General features: G+C 67.9%; 22 protein-coding genes. 15 read left to right on the forward strand and 7 right to left on the reverse strand.

All coding sequences use genetic code 11. The features are described from left to right. Positions 1 to 269 precede the first annotated feature (269 nt). The gene (folP, locus tag C725_RS14055; protein ID WP_008603844.1) at positions 270 to 1,337 is read left to right on the forward strand and encodes a dihydropteroate synthase; all 1,068 of its coding nucleotides are present in this window, start codon (positions 270 to 272) and stop codon (positions 1,335 to 1,337) included. Between the two features lie 71 nt (positions 1,338 to 1,408). Then, positions 1,409 to 2,665, forward strand: a complete 1,257-nt coding sequence (locus C725_RS14060; RefSeq protein ID WP_008603845.1) for a YfiM family lipoprotein — start codon at positions 1,409 to 1,411, stop codon at positions 2,663 to 2,665. Positions 2,666 to 2,672: 7 nt separating this feature from the next. Here C725_RS14060 and C725_RS14065 read toward each other — a convergent pair whose 3' ends face one another. After that, the gene (locus C725_RS14065; protein WP_008603846.1) at positions 2,673 to 3,608 is read right to left on the reverse strand and encodes a radical SAM protein; all 936 of its coding nucleotides are present in this window, start codon (positions 3,606 to 3,608) and stop codon (positions 2,673 to 2,675) included. Between the two features lie 95 nt (positions 3,609 to 3,703). Here C725_RS14065 and C725_RS14070 point away from each other — a divergent pair, with 95 nt between their 5' ends. The 4 genes from C725_RS14070 (at position 3,704) to C725_RS14085 (ending at position 6,274) form a co-directional block, all read left to right on the forward strand. After that, positions 3,704 to 4,360 carry a M23 family metallopeptidase gene (locus C725_RS14070; protein WP_008603847.1) on the forward strand — a complete coding sequence of 219 codons (657 nt, stop codon included), beginning with the start codon at positions 3,704 to 3,706 and terminating at the stop codon, positions 4,358 to 4,360. A gap of 3 nt (positions 4,361 to 4,363) precedes the next feature. After that, positions 4,364 to 4,849 carry a YaiI/YqxD family protein gene (locus C725_RS14075; RefSeq protein ID WP_008603848.1) on the forward strand — a complete coding sequence of 162 codons (486 nt, stop codon included), beginning with the start codon at positions 4,364 to 4,366 and terminating at the stop codon, positions 4,847 to 4,849. A 127-nt stretch (positions 4,850 to 4,976) separates the two neighbouring features. Next, positions 4,977 to 5,402 carry a methylmalonyl-CoA epimerase gene (mce, locus tag C725_RS14080; RefSeq protein WP_008603849.1) on the forward strand — a complete coding sequence of 142 codons (426 nt, stop codon included), beginning with the start codon at positions 4,977 to 4,979 and terminating at the stop codon, positions 5,400 to 5,402. After that, the gene (locus C725_RS14085; protein WP_008603850.1) at positions 5,399 to 6,274 is read left to right on the forward strand and encodes an acyl-CoA thioesterase; all 876 of its coding nucleotides are present in this window, start codon (positions 5,399 to 5,401) and stop codon (positions 6,272 to 6,274) included. The genes mce and C725_RS14085 overlap by 4 nt, the downstream gene beginning before the upstream one ends. A gap of 23 nt (positions 6,275 to 6,297) precedes the next feature. Here C725_RS14085 and nhaA read toward each other — a convergent pair whose 3' ends face one another. From nhaA to C725_RS14110, 5 genes are all read right to left on the reverse strand, one after another. Further along, positions 6,298 to 7,587 (reverse strand): Na+/H+ antiporter NhaA, encoded by a 1,290-nt coding sequence (nhaA, locus tag C725_RS14090; protein WP_008603851.1) that lies wholly within the window; start codon positions 7,585 to 7,587, stop codon positions 6,298 to 6,300. 131 nt (positions 7,588 to 7,718) lie between these two features. After that, positions 7,719 to 9,254 carry a sensor histidine kinase gene (locus C725_RS16870; RefSeq protein ID WP_008603852.1) on the reverse strand — a complete coding sequence of 512 codons (1,536 nt, stop codon included), beginning with the start codon at positions 9,252 to 9,254 and terminating at the stop codon, positions 7,719 to 7,721. A gap of 33 nt (positions 9,255 to 9,287) precedes the next feature. Continuing rightward, on the reverse strand, positions 9,288 to 9,506 hold the full coding sequence (locus C725_RS14100; RefSeq protein WP_008603853.1) for a dodecin: 219 nt from the start codon (positions 9,504 to 9,506) through the stop codon (positions 9,288 to 9,290). Between the two features lie 80 nt (positions 9,507 to 9,586). Then, the gene (locus C725_RS14105; RefSeq protein ID WP_008603854.1) at positions 9,587 to 11,044 is read right to left on the reverse strand and encodes an alkaline phosphatase; all 1,458 of its coding nucleotides are present in this window, start codon (positions 11,042 to 11,044) and stop codon (positions 9,587 to 9,589) included. Next, positions 11,044 to 13,566: a TonB-dependent receptor gene (locus tag C725_RS14110; protein WP_008603855.1), complete on the reverse strand. Its 2,523-nt coding sequence runs from the start codon at positions 13,564 to 13,566 to the stop codon at positions 11,044 to 11,046. Before C725_RS14110 ends, C725_RS14105 begins: the two co-directional genes overlap by 1 nt. A 99-nt stretch (positions 13,567 to 13,665) precedes the next feature. Here C725_RS14110 and C725_RS14115 point away from each other — a divergent pair, with 99 nt between their 5' ends. From C725_RS14115 to C725_RS14155, 9 genes are all read left to right on the forward strand, one after another. Next, positions 13,666 to 13,887, forward strand: coding sequence for a DUF3072 domain-containing protein (locus C725_RS14115; RefSeq protein ID WP_008603856.1), 222 nt, complete (start codon positions 13,666 to 13,668; stop codon positions 13,885 to 13,887). A 63-nt stretch (positions 13,888 to 13,950) separates the two neighbouring features. Then, positions 13,951 to 14,574: a nicotinate-nucleotide adenylyltransferase gene (locus C725_RS14120; RefSeq protein ID WP_008603857.1), complete on the forward strand. Its 624-nt coding sequence runs from the start codon at positions 13,951 to 13,953 to the stop codon at positions 14,572 to 14,574. After that, positions 14,561 to 14,953 carry a ribosome silencing factor gene (gene rsfS / locus C725_RS14125; protein WP_008603858.1) on the forward strand — a complete coding sequence of 131 codons (393 nt, stop codon included), beginning with the start codon at positions 14,561 to 14,563 and terminating at the stop codon, positions 14,951 to 14,953. Before C725_RS14120 ends, rsfS begins: the two co-directional genes overlap by 14 nt. 48 nt (positions 14,954 to 15,001) lie before the next feature. Then, on the forward strand, positions 15,002 to 15,424 hold the full coding sequence (locus C725_RS14130) for a 23S rRNA (pseudouridine(1915)-N(3))-methyltransferase RlmH (protein WP_008603859.1): 423 nt from the start codon (positions 15,002 to 15,004) through the stop codon (positions 15,422 to 15,424). Further along, entirely contained in the window at positions 15,414 to 16,568 is a 1,155-nt protein-coding gene (locus C725_RS14135; RefSeq protein ID WP_149864707.1) for a murein hydrolase activator EnvC family protein, read from the forward strand. The genes C725_RS14130 and C725_RS14135 overlap by 11 nt, the downstream gene beginning before the upstream one ends. 105 nt (positions 16,569 to 16,673) lie before the next feature. Further along, positions 16,674 to 18,044: a S41 family peptidase gene (locus C725_RS14140; RefSeq protein WP_008603861.1), complete on the forward strand. Its 1,371-nt coding sequence runs from the start codon at positions 16,674 to 16,676 to the stop codon at positions 18,042 to 18,044. 20 nt (positions 18,045 to 18,064) lie between these two features. Next, positions 18,065 to 19,045, forward strand: a complete 981-nt coding sequence (locus C725_RS14145) for a divergent polysaccharide deacetylase family protein (RefSeq protein ID WP_008603862.1) — start codon at positions 18,065 to 18,067, stop codon at positions 19,043 to 19,045. Positions 19,046 to 19,060: 15 nt separating this feature from the next. After that, on the forward strand, positions 19,061 to 19,945 hold the full coding sequence (locus C725_RS14150) for a precorrin-2 dehydrogenase/sirohydrochlorin ferrochelatase family protein (RefSeq protein WP_008603863.1): 885 nt from the start codon (positions 19,061 to 19,063) through the stop codon (positions 19,943 to 19,945). Further along, positions 19,929 to 21,158, forward strand: a complete 1,230-nt coding sequence (locus C725_RS14155) for a phospholipase D-like domain-containing protein (RefSeq protein WP_008603864.1) — start codon at positions 19,929 to 19,931, stop codon at positions 21,156 to 21,158. Before C725_RS14150 ends, C725_RS14155 begins: the two co-directional genes overlap by 17 nt. Before the next feature lie 159 nt (positions 21,159 to 21,317). Here C725_RS14155 and C725_RS14160 read toward each other — a convergent pair whose 3' ends face one another. Further along, positions 21,318 to 21,653 carry a DUF3297 family protein gene (locus C725_RS14160; RefSeq protein ID WP_008603865.1) on the reverse strand — a complete coding sequence of 112 codons (336 nt, stop codon included), beginning with the start codon at positions 21,651 to 21,653 and terminating at the stop codon, positions 21,318 to 21,320. Positions 21,654 to 21,680 lie beyond the last annotated feature (27 nt).

Genomic DNA, 21,680 nt, shown 5'->3' on the forward strand with positions numbered 1-21,680 from the left:
GACCGGTGGTGCGGGTGGACCCCCTTCGCAGAGATGACGACATGCGAAGGGGATATCCGCTGCCCGGGATGTTTCGCCGGGGACCGGTGGTGCGGATGGATCCCTGGCTTCGCAGGGGCGACGGAACAGAAAAGGACAGTACATTTATTCATCGTCACCCCTGCGAAGGCAGGGGTCCCTGTCGTCTGCGGTCGCTTTTCCGGCTTTGGCGTGACGGGTTCGCGCGGCGGCGCGATTGCGCGTCCAGTCCGGCACGGTAGGAGACGGGCATGAGCGATATCTATCTCCGCCCGACCGGGTTCGTCGATGCGCCCTTCGGTTTCGATGGACAGGTGGCGCGGCTGGCGGGCGGCATGGTCTGGTTTTCGGCGGTCGAGATGCTGTCGCGTGACCGCCCGGCACGGCTGGTCCCGGTTGCGGACATGCCGCCGCTTTTGAAAGAGGATGCCGCGCTGGCGGTCTGCTGGCGCCGCCTGACCGAGGCGCGCCCGGCGCTGGAGCTTGGCCCGCGGACGCTGCGTTTCGACCAGCCGCAGGTCATGGGCATCGTCAACGCGACGCCGGACAGTTTTTCCGACGGCGGCCGGCACGGCGATGCCGAGGGCGCGGCGCAGGCGGCCTTCGACATGGCGGCCGCAGGCGCCGCCCTTGTCGACCTGGGCGGCGAATCGACGCGGCCCGGCGCGGAAACGCTGTGGGAGGATGACGAGATCGCCCGCGTCGCGCCGGTGCTGGAGCGCCTGCGCGAAAGCGGCATCCTGATGTCCATCGACACCCGCAAGAGCGCCGTCATGCGCGCCGCGCTGGCGCGCGGGGCGCGCATCGTCAACGACGTGTCCGGCCTGACGCACGACGGCGAAAGCCTGCGCACCGTGGCCGATGCCGGCGCGCCGGTCGTCATCATGCACAATGTCGGCGACCCGAAGACGATGCAGGACGCGCCGCGCTACGATCATGTGCTGCTCGACGTCTATGACTGGCTGGAGGGCCGGATCGCGGCGGCGGTGGCGGGCGGTATCGACCCCGCCCGCATCATCGCCGACCCCGGCATCGGTTTCGGCAAGACGGTGCGGCACAATCTGGAACTGCTGAACGGCCTGTCGCTGTTTCACGGGCTGGGCGTGCCCGTCCTGCTGGGCGCCAGCCGCAAGGGCTTTATCGGCGCCCTGTCGGGCGAGGCGGGTGCGGATGCGCGGCTCGGCGGGTCTCTGGCGGCGGTGCAGACGGGACTGGCGCAGGGCGTGCAACTGTTCCGCGTCCACGACGTGCCGGAAACGGTGCAGGCGGTGCGCGTCTGGCGCGGCCTGCGCGACGCCGCGCTCAGCCCGGCGCATTAGCCGCGCACCGGACCGCGAGCGCCCGGCAGGGGGAGTTCCCCACCGGGCGCGATGCCCCTAGAAGCGCCCGCGTGATCGTTCGCCGCGTCCTTTTCCGCTTTTTCCTCGTCCTGCTCGCCGCGCTCTTCTTCCTGGGGGCGGCGCTGCTGTCGCCGCGCCCGGCGGTGCCGCCGAACGACGTGCCGACTGCGCGGGACGTGGGCGCGATGCAGACGCTGGCGACGGGGACGCTGTGGCTTTTGCGGCAGAATGGCCCGGGCCCGCTTGTCGCCTCACGAGAGACGGCACAGGCGGCAGCGCGGGTCGCGGCCTATAGCCGGCCGGACGTGCGCGCGGCGGCCGACATTCGCGGCGGCATGGTGCGCGGGCAGGTCTCGATCGCGCTGGCCCCGCACAGCTGGCTGAACATCGCGGCGGCGGCGGAGCCGTTCGAAAACGGCGCCGACCCGCATCTGCGCATCAAGATCGGCAGCATTCCCGTTCCGGCGCCGCTGACGCACTGGGTCGCCGACCGCGTCATTGCGCTGATCTGGACGGGAAAGACGCCGCCGCCCACCTTCGCGGAGGTCTGGCCCGCCCTGCAGATCGAGGACGATGACAGCGCGGCCACGGCCACCTTCGATGTGCCGCAGCCGCTCGTCCGCGGGGTACAGCGCCTGCTCGGGCTTTACTCGGAGTCGGTCGCGGCGAGCGCGCGGGCGACCTATTTGCGGCTGACGGGGCCCGACACCTATTTCGTGGGGCCCGCATCGCTCGGCGCGTTCACGCGGGAGGCCTTTGGCCCGGATGCCGGCGACCTGTCGCGCGACGCGGCGGCGGGCAGGCTGATCGGAATGCTGATGGCAAGTTCCGATCCGGAATTCATCCGACTGGCCGGAACATCCCTGTTCCGCCGCGATCAGGACCGGCCGCGGGTGCGGACCGTGACGGTGGAGGGGCGAACGGACCTGGTGGCGCATTTCCTGGTTTCGGCTGCGCTGACGGCGAACGGCGATCGCCATGTCAGCAATGCCATCGGAGAGGTGAAGGAACTGTCCGACAGTCTGGCGGGGGGCAGCGGCTTCTCCTTCGTCGACCTGACCGCCGACCGGGCCGGAACGCGTCTGGGCGAGCTGCTTTCCGATCCGCGCACCACGCGCCGGACGCAGGAGCGGCTGGCGGAGGCGCGCACGGAAGACCTGTTCCCCATGGAGGCGCTCGCCCTGTCGGAGGGGCTGAGCGAAGAGGAGTTCGAGGCACGCTACGAAGCGCTGGATGCGGAGGCCTATCGCAAGACCGTCGCGCGCATCGATGCTGCGCTCGACCGCTTGCCGCTCTACCGCGAATAGCGCGCGTTCAGCCGCAGGAGCCGCCGCCCAGTACGCAGAATTTCGAGCAGTGCGGATGGTTCAGCGGCACAAGCCGCGCGGCGCTGGCAATGGTCGGCCCCAGGTCGAATTCGGACTGATAGGGGAGGAGGGTGCAGGCGGTCAGGGTGGCCGTCTCCGCACCCCGGCGCCGCACCAGCATCCGCTCGTGCGCGCACATCAGCGTGCCGGGGTCCTTCCCCAGAATCTGCCAGCAGGCTGTGGTGATTTCCGGCGTATCCGCGCCGGCGTCCATTTCCGGGAACAGGACCAGAGCCTGCGGGTCCGCTGCATCGATGGCGATGCGTTCCGCCGCGAACAGCCGGGCATAGCCGCGCCGCAGCGACGATTCGTCCTCGTCCCAGAAGGTGCGGCCGGCCGCGGTGATGGCGAAGCCGTGCTGCGACAGCCAGCGCAGGCCCTCCATGGCGGGCGCGAAGCTGCGCGGGCCGCGCTCCTTCTCGTGCCGGGCGGGATCGTAATGATCGAGACTGACGCGCAGGGTCAGCTGGCCGGGATGGGCGGCGTTCAGGCGGCAAAGCGCATCCCGGTGGTGGCGCATCGGCACCATGGCGTTCGTCAGGATCAGGACGGCATGACCCGCGGTCAGGCAATCCTCAAGGATGCCGTCGATCTGCGGATTCATGAAGGGCTCGCCGCCGGTGATGCCGATCAGGCGAACAGGATGGCCGTCCCGTGCGATCTCGTCCAGCATCCGCGCGGCGTCATCCCGCTTCAAATAGGCCAGACGATCGTTTCGCGGCGAGCTTTCGATATAACAGCCCCGGCATTCCAGATTGCACAGGGTTCCGGTGTTCAGCCACAGCGTGTCGAGCGCGCGGAAGCGAACGGCGGCGCGTTCCTCCCCCTTCGCCGTCAGGTGCGGATCGGAGAAGGGTGGCGGCAGGGCGGTGGACGCGTCCATCGTACGAAGTTAGGGCGCCGGCGCCTGCGCTTCAATCCGCCGGCCGGCGCGCGCATCCTCTTGCGGTCGCAGGCATTCCAAGGGAAAAGGTCTCCATGCGTACGCTCGGCATCATCGTCGCCACCGCGCTCGTCACGGCCTTGGTGACCAGCGCCGTCTGGCTGTATCTTTACCAAAGCGCTCCCGGGCCGGCAGCGGACGCGGACGCACTGCCGCCCCTGGTGTCGGCCGAGCCGGAGACGCCGCGCCCGCGCGAAAAGGTGGTGCCCGTTCCGAGCGACATGGTCTTTTCCGAACCGGACCAGGACACGTCCGACCTGATCGCGAAGGATCTGGCGATGCCGGTTCGGGACTATGATCCGGCCGAGTTGACGCCGCAATTCTCCGACAGCCGGGGCCAGCGGGCGCACGAGGCACTGGACCTGATGGCGCCCGAGGGAACGCCGGTCGTCGCGGTCGAGGACGGCGTTCTGGTGAAGTTCTTCGACAGCGCGCGTGGCGGAATCACCATCTACCAGTTCGATCCGACGGAGACCTATGTCTATTATTACGCCCATCTCCAGCGGCGAGCCGACGGGCTGCGCGAGGGCGATTCGGTGCGCAAGGGGCAGGTGATCGGCTATGTCGGATCGACCGGCAATGCCGATGCGGCCGGACCGCATCTGCATTTCGCGATCATGGAATTGGGGCCGGAAAAGAACTGGTGGGAAGCGGACGCGCTGGACCCCTATCCGGTGCTGTCGGCGGAATAATCCTTGCCGCGCATCCTGATCGACGCCGACGCCTGCCCGGTCAAGGACGAGGTCTACAAGGTCGCGTGGCGTCACGGCGTGCCGGTGACGGTGGTGGCGAACAGCTTCCTGCGCCTGCCCGATCATCCGCTTCTGACGCTGCAGACCGTCGGCAGCGGCTTCGATGCCGCGGACGACTGGATCGCGGAGCATGCCGGGCCGGACAGTATCGTCATTACCGGCGACATCCTGCTGGCCGAGCGCTGCGTGAAGGCGGGCGCGGCCGTGCTGGGACATGACGGCCGGCGCTTTACGGAGGATTCGATCGGTGCGGCCGTTGCGACGAGGGCGATCATGGCCGATCTGCGGGCCGGGATCGGCGGCAAGGACGAGGGCAGGGCGGGCGGACGCGGCGGCGTTGGCGGGCCGCCGCCGTTCCGCAAGGAGGATCGGTCCCGTTTCCTGTCGGCCCTCGACGAAAGCGTCGTGCGGCTGAAACGTCCCCGCTGACCCGCCTGCCTGGCCGCTGCCTATGGTTTGCGAGGGGGACGACGCAGCGCCGGTTGCCGGTCCCGCGCCTGCATCCTAAAGCCTCGCCCTGCCGCACGAGACGCGGCCCGAGGAGAAGGGGTAAGGCATGATCGGACGTCTGAACCATGTCGGCGTGGCGACGCCGTCGATCGAGAAGAGCGCCGCGCTCTACCGCGACGTGCTCGGCGCGACGAAGATCCACGACGCCTTCGACATGCCGGAACAGGGCGTCCGTGTCTGCTTCGTCGATGTGCCGAACAGCCAGATCGAGCTGATCGAGCCGCTGGGCGAGGAGTCGCCGGTGCATGGCTTCCTGAAGAAGAACCCGGCGGGCGGGCAGCACCATGTCTGCTTCGAGGTGGAGGACATCTACGCCGCGCGCGATGCCATGACGGCGAAGGGGGCAAGTGTCATCGGCAGCGGCGAGCCGCGTATCGGCGCGCACGGCACACCCGTCATCTTCGTTCACCCGAAGGATATGGGCGGCGTTCTGGTCGAGCTGATGGAAACGCCGCGGGGCACGCACGCATGAGCGGCGGAAGCGAGGCGGAGCGGCTGGTTGCCGAACTGGTCGACGTCCTCGACCTGGAGCGGATCGAGGAAAATCTGTTCCGTGGGCAGAACAGCGCCGATGCGAGTTTCCGCCTGTTCGGCGGTCAGGTCATCGCGCAGGCGCTGGTCGCCGCCAGCCGCACGGTGGCCGATGACCGGCAGCCGCACAGCCTGCACGCCTATTTCATGCGTCCCGGCGCCGTCGACGTGCCGGTGGTCTATCAGGTGGAGCGGGACCGCGACGGGTCCAGCTTCTCCACCCGGCGGGTCGTGGCGATCCAGAACGGCAAGCCGATCTTCAACCTGGCCGCCAGCTTCCAGATCGCCGAGGACGGCTATGAACACCAGTTCGACATGCCCGACGTGACGCCGCCGGAGGAACTGAAGAGCGAAACCGAATGGCGGCAAAGCTGGATCGGAGAGATCCCGGAGAAGCTGCGGCCGCATTTCACGCGCGAGCGGCCCATCGATTTCCGCCGCGTCGATCAGGCAGCACCGGGCAAGGAAGGCCGCGAGCCGCGTCAGATCGTCTGGTTCCGCGCGCAGGCCGCGCTGCCGGACGATCCGGCGCTGCATCGCTGCATGCTCGCCTATGCCAGCGACATGACGCTGCTGTCGACGTGTCAGCGGCCGCACGGCCTGAAATGGTATTCGGGCGAGGTGCAGGTCGCCAGCCTGGATCATGCATTGTGGTTTCATGCGCCCGCCCGCGCCGACGACTGGCTGCTCTATGTGCAGGACAGTCCGTGGGCAGGCGGGGCAAGGGGGATGAATCGCGGCCTGATCTACGATCGCCGGGGCCGCATGATCGCCTCCGTCGCGCAGGAAGGGCTGATGCGTCCGCGCAAATAGGATGCGCGGCGCACAGCCGCTGCTCAGGCGGCGGCGCCGGCCTCCTTCTCTTCATCCCTGCGCCGCTCGTTCCGCGCGAGCGACAGGACGAGCGCGCCGACGATACCCGACATGAGCGAGCCGCCGAGGACGCCCAGCTTCACCTCGTCGAGATAAAGGTCGGTGGAGTAGGCGAGATTGCCGATGAACAGGCTCATGGTGAAGCCGATGCCGCACAGCAGCGCCACGCCGTAGACCTGCAGTTTGGAGGCATTCACCGGATAGTCGACGATGTCGAACTTTTCGAGCAACCACACGATGCCGAAAACGCCGATCTGCTTGCCGAGAAAAAGGCCGAGCGCGATGCCGAGCACGATGGGGGAGATCAGCATGCTCGCCTCCATCCCCTCGAAGCTGAGACCGGCATTGGCGAAGCCGAAGATCGGCACGATCAGGAAGGCGACCCAGGGTGCGATGGCATGTTCCAGCCGGTGGAGCGGCGAGGAAACGTCGTCCGGTGCGCCCGGAGCGGGTTTGAGCGGAATGGTGAGCGCCACCGCAACGCCCGCCAGCGTGGCGTGGATGCCGGAGGCAAGCGTCAGCACCCAGACGACGAGGCCGATGACGAGATAGGGGATGAGATTGTTGACGTTGCGTTTGTTCAGATAGGCGAGGACGCCGACCAGGGCCGCCGCCAGAAGCAAGGCGGCGAGATTGAGCTGCGCCGTATAGAACAGTGCGATGATGACGATGGCGCCGAGGTCGTCGATCACCGCCACCGCAGTCAGGAACACCTTGAGGGAACCGGGCACGCGCTTGCCGAGGAGGGCCAGCACGCCGAGCGCGAAGGCGATGTCCGTGGCTGCCGGGATCGCCCAGCCGTCAACCGTCGGCTGGCCCATGTTGAAGAATGTGAAAATGACCGCCGGCACGATCATGCCCGCCGCCGCCGCCGCGCCGGGCAGCGTTCGCCGTTCCCAGGTGGACAGCTGGCCGTCCAGCATTTCGCGCTTCACCTCCAGCCCCACGAGCAGGAAGAAGATCGCCATCAGCCCGTCATTGATCCAGTGGAGGACGCTGAGGCCATGGAAATCGAGCCCGCCGCCCTGTCCGCGCGCGGCATAGCTGAAGCCGCCGACATAGGTGTGCAGGAACCCCTCATAGGCTTCGCGCAGAGGCGAATTGGCGACGATGATCGCGGCCGCCGCTGCCAGCATCAGGACGATACCGCCCGCGGATTCCGTTCGGACGAAGGACCGCAGCGCCGATTGGGGGCGGGTAATGACGTGCTGGATGGTCTCCAGAACGCCCTCGGTAGGGGGCTGTTCGTTCATGGGGCCTGACTAGCGGAGGCTGCAAGCCGGCGTAAAGGCTGGCGCGCCGCGTTTCCTTGAGTCGAATGGCCTTGAGTCGAATGGCCTTGAGTCGAATGGCCTTGAGTCGAATGGCCGCGCCCCGGCGGCCATCAGAGCGGGACCTCGACCGTCACGAGAAGCTCGCTTTCCTGCAGTTCGAAACGAATCTGTCCGCCCTGCGCGTGCATCATGCGCTGCGCGATCGTTCGTCCCTCGCCCGACGACATGAACCGCGTGTGATCAAGGACAGCGCCCTCCTGACCCGCATCATCGTCGGAACCGTCGCCGGTATCGGCATCGCGGGTGCGAAGGGGACGTCCGCTTTCCTCCCGCCAGACCAGGGTCAGGCGACCGTCCTCAAGGCTGCCGCCAATGTCGATCGATCCGAGCGGCCAGCGCAGCGCGCCATATTTCAGCGCGTTCGTCGTCAGTTCGTGCAGGACCAGCGTAAGCGTCTGCGACAGGCTGGCCGACACGCTGACATCGGGCACTGCGACGCCGATGACGGAACGGTCGCGGCGGCGAAAGGGCATCAACACCGCCTCGATCAGCGCGGCAAGATCGGCCTCGTCTTCACCGGCGATGAGCACACGCTGGGTCCGCGCCAGTGCCTGCAGGCGCGAGCGGAACAGCGAGATGAAGTCGTCCCGCGCGTCCGTCTCCCGCGCGGTCCGGCCGGCAAGTGCGTCGACGATTCCGATCAGATTGTTCACCCGATGACGGAGTTCCTGCGCCTGCGCCTTGGCCATGTCGGCGGCGCGCCGGGCGGGGGTGGAATCGAAACGCACGCCGGTGATGATCGCCGGCCGGCCCTCCTCGTCATCCTCGACGGCCTGCCCGATCGCCGTATACCAGCGATCCGTATCCTCGACCGCGCGAAATTCGCAGCGATAGGTGTCGTTCTTGTCGATGGCGGCGCGCATTGCCCGAACGAGCGGGGCGCGGTCCTCCTCGGCAATCCGTTGCAGGAAATCATCCGTGGATTCGCGGCGGACGATTTCCGGCCCGGAATGCTGCCCATAATTCACGATCTCGTTCGTCGAGACGTTCCACGTCCACACGGTCATGTCGGCGGCGTCGAGTGCGAGCTTGATGCGCGTGTCGATAACGTGCCGGGTGCGTTCCAGCCGCTCCACCCTGAGACGGGCCGCGCGCGCGTCGAGAGCGCGGGCGGCGGCGATCGCGAGTTCGCGCAGAACCTCCCCCTCTTGCGGTGAAAGGCCGTCCGGCCGCGGCTTCGCGGAGATGACGCAGAGCGTTCCGAGCGCCGCGTTGTCGACGATCAGCGGAGCGCCCGCGTAGAAACGAATGCCGGCCGGACCGGTGACGAGCGGGTCGTCCTTGAAGCGCGGATCGCTTGCAGCGTCCGTGACGATCATCGTCTCATCCGGTGAGCGAATGGCATAAGTGCAGAAGGAACTCGATCGGGGCGTTTCCGGCACGTCGAGATTCTGCCGCGCCTTGAACCATTGTCGGTCGCTGTCGACCAAACTGATCATCGCACTGTCCGCACCGAGCGCAAGTGCGGCCGCGCGCGTCAGAGCATCGAACTCCGTTTCCGGGGCGGTGTCGAGAACCCGAAGCGCGTTCAGGACCGCCAGACGTTCCTCTTCCCCCGCATATTCATGCGGCTGCCCCGCCGACACGGTCAATTTGCTGCAAACAGCGTCGTCACGGCGCTAGTTTTTACCGTCTTCATGGCGAAAACCGATCTTCACGGCGACTTGGAAATGCTTGATCTCGCCATTCTCGATGTGGCCGCGCACATCCGTCATTTCGAACCAGTCGAGGTTCTTCAGCGTCTTGCCGGCGCGGCGAACGGCCCCGCGAATGGCATCGTCGATGCTGGTTTCGGACGTTCCGACCAGTTCGGTCACGGCATAGACATTGTCGGACATAGGCGCCGGCTTCCCCTCTTATGCGACGTTTCGGATTTGGGCTGCGAGCCCAACGCAGGATGGACGGGAAAAGTTTACAACTATTTTCGGCCCGCCATCATCTGTTTCAGAATCCGCCCCATTTCCGGCTGCGTCAGATAGGCGCCGCGCCCATAGGTACGGCCGCCGGACACGGCGCGGTCGGTCTGGTCGGCCGCCGCGACAAAGCGCTCCGCCCCGGCGCCGCGCACGAAGAAGGGCACGAGCTGGTTGGAGTGGGAGTTCGACCACCACATGTGGCCGGGCAGCTTCCCGGCGCCGCGATTTTCGATGGGGTCGAATGCCTCGCCGGGGTCCGGGCCGGTCAGCATGTGGTCATGGTCGGCCGTAACGATGACCAGCGTATCCTGCCAGCTTGCCGGCGTCGCGGGATCCTCGATCCAGTCGGACACGGCCTGCACGGCCCGGTCGAAATCGTCATATTCCTCGATGGCGCGGCCGAGCATGTTGGCGTGCATGCCCCAATCGACGGCGCCGCCCTCGATCATCAGGAACAGACCGTCCGGGCTCTGAAGCTGAGACAGGCCGGCCATCGCCAGTTCGGGGAGCGTCGGCACGGTTTCCAGGCGGGGGGTGTCGAGCGGCGCGCTCGTTTTCAGATCGGTGCCGGCCGGTCCGGGCCGTTCCACCTGCATCGTTGCCGCGATCTGCGGCACGACGAGGACGCGGCCCTCTCGCGGGGAGGCGGCGAGGGCCTGAATGGCGGCGCGGTCCTCGACCAGCGTCCAGCCGGACGTGCCGTCCTTCACCGCCTGCCAGTCGGCCTGCGAAATCCAGTGATAGGCGTCGTCGTCGGCGGCCGCTGCGGCGCGGGGCGCGCCGGCGCCGTCATAGCCCGGATTGCCGCCGCCGCCGATGAAATCCAGCGTCTGGCCGGATAGCATCTCGGAGGCGATCTCGTGATAATTGCCCCGGCTCGCATTGTGCGCGGCGCCGGCGGCTGCGGGCGTTGCGTGCGAGAAGGGCACGGTGGACAGCGTGCCGACCTTGCGGCCCGAGGCCTTTGCGGCCTCGGCCACGGATTCCACCGGCTGCGCGTTGCCGTCGACGTCGATGGCGCCGTTATAGGTGCGCGTACCGGTCATCATCGCAGAGGCCGTGCCGGCGCTGTCGGGCGCGGTGCAGCGGTTCCACTCATAAGCGGCGAAACCGGCCGGATACTCCGTCTTGCAGCCGGAATTGCCGTCCATCGGCGCAGTGTCCCAGCTCTTCACGCTGTCGTAGACCAGCGCCGGGTCCTGTTTCAGCCCGTGCGGCTGCTCCTCAAGACGAAGCGCGTATGTCGCCATGGAAAGGTGGCGCCAATCCGGCCCGTCGGCGGTCAGCGCATGGCCGAGCCAGTAGCGCGTGGAGGCGAGCATGTTGTAGCCCGATCCGTCCGCGATCATCACGATGACGTTCCTGGGCGTTTCGGACGCTGCGCCTGCCTGCTGCGCCCCGGCGGGGGCGGCAAGAACGGCGAGCAGAAGGGTTGCGCCGAGGCGGCGTCCGGTCATCATCAGAACTTCCTTCGTGCGCGAATGGTCCATGTCATCGGCGTGCCGAGATAGGAGTAGAAACCGTCGCTGGCGTCGACATAGGTCTCGTCGAAGCAATTGTCGCACTCGAGCGAAACCAGCCACCAGTCGTCGTCCGTGCGTAGCGTCAGACCGGCATTGACGGTCACGCGGGAGTCCGCCCGTGAGCCGCCGATGAAATCCTGCCCGCTGAGGCTGCCGGTGCCGCCGAGATCGAACAGGTCAAGGTTCGCGCTGCCGGTTTCCATGTCGCCGCGATAGTCGAAGCCGATCATCGGCGTCAGGTAGCTTTCCGCCCGCGGAATATAGAAATCATAGGAGATCTGGCCCCGCGCGATCAGATCGGGCGCGTAGACCGGCTCCGCGATCCGTCCGTCGGCGGTGACGATGCCGAGCCCGCAGGAGGGCGCCGCACCGCCGGCGGCCAGCTGGCCAAGGCACGTCGATTGCTGCGTCGCTGCACCCGCGCCAATATCGTAGCGGGCATCCTGAATGCCGACCGCGCCGCTGATGTCGAGGCCGTCGACCGGAACGAGCGCCAGTTCGAGCTCCGCGCCGGCATTCTCGAACCCGCTCTGCCCAGCAGTCAGCAGCGTGAAACCGGGTGCATAGGGAACCGGCAGGTCGTCCGCCGTCATGTAGAAGCCGGTCAGGCGCGCCTGGGCGCGGCCGCCGAAGAGGCTGCCCTCCAGCCCGCCCTCATAGGTCCAGTTGTTCCAGGGGCCGCCAAGACCGACGCCGATGCCGGCGAGCGCGGCGGGATCGTAATCCGCCAGTTCATAGCCCCGGACGGCGCGGGCGAAGATCGCCGTGCCATCCGTGGGTGCATAGCGGGCCTGCGCATAGCCGCCCCAGTAATCGTAGCTGGTGGAGCTGCTGCCGCTGCTGCCGGTCAGGCGCTGGGTCTGGCGCAGATCGATCGTGTCCTCGCCAAAGCGGCCGCCGAGCGCCAGTTCCATGCCGCCAAGCCGGGTATCGGCGCTGCCATAGACGGAATAGCCATTGCCATCCTCGACGGTCAGCCGGTCGGCGTTCAGCGTGCTAACCGGGCTTGCGGCCGCGCCGCTCGTTAGGACGGCGGCGAAATCGTCCTCCTCCCGCCGATCATGCGCGCTGAACCCCAGTTTCACGTTGGCCGGCCCGATGCGGCGCGCAATGCTGCCGTCAAAGGTGAATTCGCGGCGCGTCTCGTCGTACAGCCGCAGATCGCCGCCGAGGGGGTAGCCTGTTGCCGGCGGCAGGGGCGCACCCGCCGCGCGAACCGCCGATCCGTCGGCGAAGTCGATACCCGCCTCCTGCGAGGTGCGGACGAACCCGGCGTTCAGCGAGACCGTGCCAAGGTTCGAGCGCCACTCGATGTCGGATGTGACGAGCGCCGTTTCCGTATCGTTGGAGAGGCCGAAAAACCCCTTGTCGCCCGCGATCGGCAGGCCGCCGATGGGCGTCAGCAGGTCGTCGACGTCGCGGCTGAACCCGGTCAGCGACACGCGGTCGTCGCAATCGGCGCCGGCATCGTCGCAATCGGCGTTGAGGATATTGAGCCCCTCCGCCCGCATGAAGGCGGCGCTGACGAACCAGTCGATATCCGCCGCCGGCGAGAGGCGCAGGCCAAGGCGCCCGCCCCAGCGGTCGCTCTGGTTCAGCGATTCGCCCGTGACCGGATTGTCCACATAGCCGCCAGTGCCCTGGTAATAGCCGCTGAAATTGACCCCAAGAACGTCGTTCGCGGACACCATGTCGAGCGAGCCGCGAAAGGCGCCGAGCCCGAACGCGCCGTAATAGCCCTCGAACTCGCCATAGGGCTCCGTCCCCGGCCGGTGGAGCGCCACCTGCAGGCTGCCGGCGGCGGACGGCAGCGCGTCCAGAAGCGGGGCGGGGCCGCGAACGACCTCCACGCGGTCGATATCGAAGAGGCCGATATCGTTGGCGGTACGCTCGCTGAGGCGGATGCCGTCGATATAGGTGCCGCCGCCGGCAAGGCCGCGGAAGATGTAGCGGTTGCCGGTGCCGAATCCCGGCGTCAGCACCGCGACCGCATTCGGCGCCTGGCGCACATACTCGCCCGCCTCCGTCAGGAACAGATCCTCGCGCCGCCAATCGGGCAGGGCGGTGACGAGATAGGGATCGGCAATCGCGGGGGCGGGCGTTTCCGCCGCAGCCTCGGCGACGCCCGCGATGGCCACCGGCGTCGCGGGGGCGGCATCCTGCGCGGCCGGTTCGTCGCCGCCCATGCGCATGGCCTCGGCGGCGGCATCGCTGGTCGGATCGTCGGGATCCCCGGCGGGCGGCTGAGAAGCGGCATCGGCGGGCGGGACGTCGCCCATTCGCATTGCATCGGCCGCCGCATCGCTGGTCGGATCGTCCGGGTTGCCGGCGGGACTATTCTCCTGAGGCTGGGCCTCAGGCTCCGGCTGCGCGGTGGCGGCCGTGGGCGGCATCTGCGCCGAGGCCACCGTGCTTGCCAGCGCGGACACGCTGAGGATCGCCAGAACACGGGTCTTCATAAGGGGGGAACTCCAAGCGGGCGGGCCGGTCCAGCCTCTTCGGCAGACGCACCGGCCCTGTCAAACGGAACAGAAAAGGAACGGAGCGGTTTTCCCCTCATGAGCGACCATGACCATCCCAAATCCGAACCCTATTCCAATGCGGAAAAGGACCCAGAGGACTGGACGACGGGCGGCGAGCCGATGACCGGCGCGCAGGCCAGTTACCTGCAGACGCTGTGCGAGGAGGCCGGCGAGGACTTCGACCCGGAACTGACCAAGGCGGCGGCGTCGGAGCGCATAGACGCGCTGCAGGCGAAGACGGGCCGCGGACAGGACTAAATCGCCGGAACCCGCGCGAGTTTGGTTTATCGCCGGCGGGCGCGGGCCTAAGAGTGGCGGTGCATGGCTCGCATCGGCATTCTCGGCGGCTCCTTCAACCCGGCGCATTCCGCCCACCGGCATATCAGCCTCGAGGCGCAGCGGCGGCTGGGCCTCGACCGGGTTTGGTGGCTGGTCAGTCCGCAGAATCCGCTGAAGCCAAGGGCCGGCATGGCGCCGCTTGCCGCGCGGCTGCTGCGCGCGCGGGAGGTGGCACGGCACCCCCGTATTCGCGTGACGGCGCTGGAGCAGGATCTGGGCACGCGCTACAGCGCCGACACCGCCGCCGCGCTGCGCCGGCGCTATCCGCAGCATGATTTCATATTCCTGATGGGCGCCGACAATCTGGTGCAGTTCCACCGCTGGAAGGACTGGCGCGCCCTCGCGCGTACGCTTCCGATTGCGGTCATGGCCCGGCCGTCCTACATTGGGGCTGCCCGACGCGCGCCCGCGATGGGCTGGCTGCGGCGTTTCGTGAAGAAGAGCGAGGCGGCGCGCCAGTGGCCCGAATGGAGTTTACCGGCGATCGTCTTCTTGCGAATCCCGCTCGACACGCTGTCCGCAACGGCCATTCGCGCGCGTGACCCCGAATGGGCGCGGCGCTATCTATCAACAGACGAGGATCAGAGACCACTTGACCGACCGTGAGGGCGAAGGCCCCTTAAAGGATGAGAGCGACGCGCTCCACGAACTGGTGCTGCGCAGCCTGGACGACGACCAGGCGATCGACCTGGTCGATATCGACCTTGCCGGCAAGACGGAGGTGGCCGATCACATGATCATCGCCTCTGGCCGCTCGACGCGGCAGGTCGCGGCGATGGCGCAGAAGCTGTCCGAGCGGATCAAGCAGGACCTGGGCCGCCCCGTGCGGATCGAGGGACTGCCCGCCGCCGACTGGGTTCTGGTCGATGCCGGCGACGTGGTCGTGCATCTGTTCCGGCCAGAGGTGCGCAGCTTCTACAATCTGGAGCGCATGTGGGCCGTGGCCGATGCCGGCCATCTGAATCCGAAGCAGCGCAGCGCCTGACAGCGCTGCGCTGTCCAGCGGGCAGCGCCAAGGCGGGCGGGAGGGGCCGTGCAACTGCACATCATCGCACGCGGCAAGATCGGCCGCGGGGCCGAAGCCGAGCTGGTGTCGCGCTACGAAACGCGCATGCGCGGGACGCTGGTGCTGACCGAACTGCCCGAAACCGGTGGCCGCATACCGGCGCCGCCCAGCCCGCATGTCGATGTCGTGCTGGACGAGCGCGGCACGTCCCTGCCGTCCACGGGGCTGGCGGACCGTCTGCGCGTCTGGCGTGACGACGGGGTGAGGGAAGCGCGCTTCTGGATCGGCGCGGCCGATGGGCATGACGAGGAACGGCGGGCCAGCGCGGACCTGCTGCTCGCCTTCGGCAAGGCCACATGGCCGCATCTGATGCTGCGGGCGATGCTGGCCGAGCAGCTTTACCGCGCAGAGGCGATTCTGGCGGGGCACCCCTATCACCGTGAAGGCTAGGGCCTGCCTGTCCCTGTTGCTGGCGACCCTGGTCGTCAGCGTTCCCAGCCGCGCACAGGATGCGCGCGAGCTGGAGGAGCGCGCGGTTTCCGCCGACCGCGAGGCGCGCGAGAAGCGGCAGGCCGCGGACGAGGCCCTTGAGGGCGCCGCCGATGCGCGCCGCCGGATGCAGGCGCTCGCCGCCGATGCGCAGCGGTTCGAGCGGCAGGCGACGCGGCTGGAAAACCGGCTTGCCATGCTGTCGAGGCAGCGATCGGCGCTGCTGACGGACGTGGCGGCCGAGCAAAAGGGACTGACGCATCTGTTGGCCGCCGTGCAGCGCATGGCGCGCCGTCCGGTCGCCGCCGCCCTTCTAGCGCCTGCGGATGCAGTCGAAACGGCACGTACGGCGGCGCTTGCGGACACGCTGCGCCCGCGCATCGCGCAGCGGACGGCGGATCTGCGCGCGCGGCTGTCGAAGCTGGCGTCGCTGACGGCCGAGGTTCGCGGGCAACGCGCCCTGCTCGAAGGGTCGCGGCGCGATCTGGCCGAGGCGGTCGCGGAGCTCGATACGCTGGCATCCGGCTACCGCGAAGAGAGCGAGGCGCTGGGCGCCGAAGCGGTCGCGGCGCGGCGCCGGGCGCGGTCGCTGGCGGCCGAGGCGGTGGAGCGGGGCGGGCTCACCCCCTCTGTAACCCTGCCCGAACGGGTGCGCCGTGCGCGCGCCATCCGCAGCTTTCGTCCCGGGCCGGCGGAAATCGCCCGCACCGGATACCGCGCGCCTGTCGCGGGCCGGGTAACGCTGCCGTTCGGGGAGGTGAACACAGTCGGCGTTACCGAGCGGGGGGTCACGGTGAAGACGCGGCCGGGCGCCGTCGTCACCGCGCCCGCAGACGGAACGGTGATCTTCGCCGGCCCCTTTCGTGAGGAGGAAGGCGTCGTCATCCTGGAACATGAGCGTGGAATGACCAGCATCCTGTCCGGCCTGTCGCGAATGGCCGTGGCAGAGGGGCAGCCCGTGACGCGGGGTCTGCCGCTGGGCCGGGTGGACACGGACGCAGCTCTTTATGTTGAGCTGCGGCGGCGCGGCCGACCGGTCGATCCGATGCTTTACATGCAGAAGCGTCAGCACGCGGCGGAGACCGGGCGGGGAGGCGGCGAGTGAGGCCCGCGCGCGCTGCCGTAACTTACCATTCAGGCGGGCCTGTCATCATGCGCGCGCCGAGCCTATATTGACGCGGCGAACGCACCGCCAAGCAAGGACGAAGAGATGAAGCACCGGATCCTGTACGCCTTCCTGCCCATGGCGATGGCAGCGGTGGTCCCGACGCAGACCAGCGTCCTTGCGCAGGACGCGCCGGCGGAGGAACCGACCGAGACGGCGAACGCGACCGACACCTACCGGCAGCTCGACCAGCTGATGGACGTGTTCGAGCGCGTCCGCGCCGAATATGTCGAGGAGGTCAGCGACGAAAAGCTGATCGAGGGCGCGATCCAAGGCATGCTGACCAGCCTGGATCCGCACAGTTCCTATCTGAACGTCAGCGACTTCGATCGCATGCGTACACAGACGGACGGCGAGTATGGCGGCCTGGGCCTGACCGTCAGCATGGAGGACAATGTGGTGCGCGTCGTCGCGCCGACGGACGATACGCCGGCTGCGCGCGCGGGCATCAAGGCGGGCGACTACATCACCCATATCGACGGCGAGCTGATCTACGGCCTGACGCTAAACGAGGCGGTGGACCAGATGCGCGGCGCCCCCGGAACGCCAATCGAACTGACCATCGTGCGCGACGGTGAGGACGAACCGCTGGAACTGACGCTGACGCGCGAGACCATCGAGCTGAAACCGGTGAAGTGGGAGGTGCAGGACGATGTCGGCATCCTGCGCATTTCCACCTTCAACAAGCAGACCGGTCCCGCAACGCGCCAGGCCATCGCGGCCATCGCCGAGCAGGAAGGCAACAAGCTGCTCGGCTATGTCATCGATCTGCGATCCAATCCGGGCGGTCTCCTCGATCAGGCCATCGAGGTGTCGGACGTGTTCCTGAAAAAGGGCGGCGAGATCGTGTCGCAGCGCGGACGGGAAGCAAGTCAGGTGCAGCGCTATTTCTCCCGCGACGGCGACATGACGAACGGCAAGCCCGTCGTGGTGCTGGTCGATCAGGGATCGGCCTCCGCGTCCGAAATCGTCGCAGGCGCGCTGCAGGATCACCGCCGCGCGCTGGTCGTCGGATCGCAAAGCTTCGGCAAGGGATCGGTGCAGACGCTGATACCGCTCGGCACCGATACGGCGCTGCGGCTGACCACGGCACGCTACTACACGCCGTCCGGCCGGTCCGTGCAGGAGGAGGGCATCGAGCCCGACATCACGGTGCCGCAGCTGTCCGACGAGCATTATGCCGACCGTCATTTCGTGCGGGAGGCGGATCTGCGCCGCGCGCTGCGTAACGAAAGCATCGACAACGACAAGTTGATCGAGGACGACGACAAGCCGAACCCCCGTTTCGACGTCAGCTATGACGAGCTGAAGGAGCAGGGTATCGAGGATTACCAGATGCACTATGCCGTCGACATGCTGCACCGGCTGGAGGCCGGCCCCGGCGCGCCCGTGCAGACGGCACGCGCTGACCGATAGTGTAGGGTCCGGGGGGTCCGATGGCGGAGCGAAAGGCGGCCAGTCCGCTGCGGATAATCCTGGTAACGGCGCTCGGCGCGCTCGCGTTCGTGGCGCTGGCGGCCCTCTTCGCGCACCTGCTGCAGCCAATGTCTCCGGCCAAGGCCAATCTGCCGGATGGCGCGGCAGAGCATGACGATGATGCGGCCGTGCCCGAACAGATTGCGGCGTCCTCCGCGGACATGAGCGGTCGCCGGGATGAGGATGCGGGGCGGCAGGCGGACGCCGAGGCGGGGGCGGCCGACACGAAGCCGCCGGCGACGGCGCCGCTCCCCGACGGACCGCTTCTCGCCATCGTGGTGACGGAGCTGGGGTTCAACCCGGCGAGCGACCGCGCGGCCATCGAGCGCCTGCCGGAGGGGATCAGCTTTACCTTCACGCCCTATGCCGAGGGCGCCCGCGCCCTTGCCGAAGCGGCGCGGCAGCAAGGGCACGACGCGTTTCTGTCGGTGCCGATGGAGCCGGTCAGCTATCCGCGCGTCTCCCCCGGCCGCCATACGCTGCTGCGGAGGGCCGATGCGGATGCCAATCGCGAGGCGCTGGAATGGGCGCTCGGCCGGTTCGGTTCGCTCGACGGCGTCACGGGCATGATGGGCAGCGGCTTCACGCAGGACGAGGCGGCGCTTGCACCCATAATGGCGGCGCTGGGGCAGAAGGATCTCGTCTTCATCGACCAGAAGGCCAGCCCCCGATCCGTGGCCGACCGCGTCGCGCGGGATGCCGGCGTTCCGGCGCGCGCGAACGATATCTTCCTCGACGAGCCCGCGACCGAAGCGAGCGTGCGCCGCCGTCTCGACGGGCTGATCGCCAAGGCGAAGGCGCGCGGCTATGCCATCGGCTATGCGCGCCCGATCCCCGTCTCCGTCGATGCGCTTGCGGAACTGTCCGCACGGGCCGAGGCAGAGGGCATCACGCTGATCGGCGCGGCGCGGCTTGCGCGCGGCCTCGCCGAAGACGGCTGAGCCGGCGCGGCAAGCATGGAGGCGCTGCCGCTTTTCTTCCCGCTTCGAGGCCGGCCGGTCCTGCTGCTTGGCGATGGCGCGGGGGCTGAGCCGAAGCGCCGGCTGCTGCAATCGGCGGGCGCAGCGGTGGAGACGGACGAGGCGGCCGCGCTGGCCGCAGGGGCGCGGATCGCGGTCGTCGCGATCGATGAGGATCGGGAAGCCGGGCGAACGGCGTCACGGCTGCGCGCGGCGGGCCTGCTGGTGAATGTCGTCGACAAGCCGGCGCTGTGCGATTTCAGTTTTCCCGCCATCGTCGACCGCGCGCCCGTGACCCTCGCCATCGGCACGGGCGGCGCGTCGGCGACCCTGTCGAAGACGCTGAGGGAGCGGCTGGAGGCGTTGCTCCCCGCCGGGCTCGGCGGACTGGCGGAGGCGGTGCGAATGCGGCGGCGGGCGGTGAATGCAGCGCTGCCGGATGCGGCGGCGCGGCGCGGGTTCTGGGACGCGCTGTTCGCGCCGGGCGGTGCGCTCGACCCACTCGGCACGCTGCCGGACGATCCCGGCGCGGCCATCGATGCTGCGCTTGCGGATGGTCCGCCCTCCGGTGCGTCCCTGATCGAAATCGTGCCGCGCAGTGCCGATCCCGACGATCTGTCGCTGAAGGAACTGCGCGCCTTGTCGCGCGCGGATATCGTGCTGTGGGAGGAGGGCTTTCCCCAGGCGCTGCTGACGCGGGCGCGCCGCGATGCCCGCATCGAGCCGGCGCGAGCGGGGGCGGAAAAAGCCGGCGGCCATGTCGTTGTCCTGCGCCGCTTCGCAGGGGAAGCCGGCGCGGCCCCTGCATCCTCTGACGGCCCTCGGGGTTCTAGCGATGACGAAAAGGCGAAAGGCGGACAGAAGCATGGCAAGGGGTGGTGACATCGGGACCGCGCAGCCCGCGGCGCTGGTTGGAGAGCATAGCCGCGATCTGGAAGCGGACTGGCCCGCCGGGCCGAAGGAGGCAGGTGGCTACCGCGCGGGTGAGGAGAAGCTGGAACTCCTGAAAACCGGGCCGGACAGCTTCGAGCGCCTGAAGCAGCTGATCGAGGACGCGGAGGAGACGCTGCGGCTCTATTACTACACCTTTGCCAGCGACCAGTGCGGACGGCAAATTCTGGACCGGCTGGTCGATGCACAAAATCGCGGCGTCGAGGTGCACCTGATCGTCGACGATTTCGGCAGCCTGGAAACGAAGGATGATTTCTTTCAGCCGCTACGCGACGCGGGCGGGCATTTCTGCGAATTTCAGCCCAATCTGGCGCAGGCCTATCTGCTCAGAAACCATCAGAAGATCGCCATTGCCGACGCGGTGCGCGGCATCGTCGGCAGCTTCAATATCGCCGACCCGCATCTGACCGGCGACGGGGCGGACGCCTGGCGCGACATCGGCGTGTATATCGAGGGGCCGGCCATGACGCGCCTGGCCATCTATTACGACCGGTTGGAAGCCTGGACGAGCGCACCGGACCGCAGCCATATTCGCGATCTGGGCGAGCTGCTCGATGACGCCAACGAGACGGAGGGCACGGTTCGCTGGGTCTTCGGCGGTCCGGCGCGCAAGGAAAGCGCCTATGTGGAGCAGGTCATGTCCGTTCTGCGGGATCCCGGCAATGTCGACATGATCATGGCCTATTTCGCGCCCAGCCGGCGCGTTCTCGCGGCCGTAAGGCGCAAGGCGCGTACGGACCGGCTGCGCGTGATCGCCGCGCGCAAGACGGATGTGAGGCTCTCGCGCGCCGCGGCCTGGCACACCTATCGAAAGCTGATCCGGGCCGGCGCGGAAATCTACGAATATCTGCCGCGCCTGCTGCATTCCAAGCTGATCGTGACCGACGATGTGGTCTTTATCGGCTCGGGCAATTTCGACGTGCGCAGCCTTTATATCAATCTCGAACTGATGCTGCGCGTCGAGCGGCCCGACTTTCACGATCAGGTCTGCGATCTGTTCTGTGAAGAAATGCAGGAGTCGGAACGGGTCGACATGAAGGCGCTGAAGGCGAAGGCGGGACCAGTCAGCCGCTTCTTCTGGCGCGCATCCTATTGGGCGATGACGGCCGTCGATCGTTATTTTTCCCGGCATTTCGCGCGTTAGGACGCGGCAGGGGCGGGGCGCTCGCCGGGGCTTCATGCCTTGTCGCGGCCAGGACGATCTGTGCTTGTCCGAGAGGCGATCTCCTCCGGGGAATGGCGTGGATCCCGGCTTTCGCCGGGATGACGCTGCTTTTCAGACCAGGGGAGTGCCGAAGCCGGTTCAGCCCTGCTCGGTATCCTTGAAGTACGGTTCGACCGTGCCCTTTAGCGTGAGGGTCATCGGATTGCCGTGACGGTCGCGGGAGCGGCCGGCGGTGACCTTTGCCCAACCCTCGGACACGCAATATTCCTCGATGGTGGTCTTTTCCTGACCGTTGAGGCGGATGCCGATGCCGCGCTGCAGCACCTCCGGCTCGAAATATTCGCTCTGCGGGTTCACCGACAGGCGGTCGGGCGGCGTGTCGGCCCTCGCGGTTTCGGCCGCAGTTTCGGCCGCAGTTTCGGTCGCAGTTTCGGCGGTTTCCGTTTCGGCTTCGTTCGTCTTGTCTTCGGTCATCGCTGTCTCTCTTCGATTGTCTGCGGA

It is taken from the genome of Pacificimonas flava (assembly GCF_000342165.1).
Taxonomy (GTDB): domain Bacteria; phylum Pseudomonadota; class Alphaproteobacteria; order Sphingomonadales; family Sphingomonadaceae; genus Pacificimonas; species Pacificimonas flava.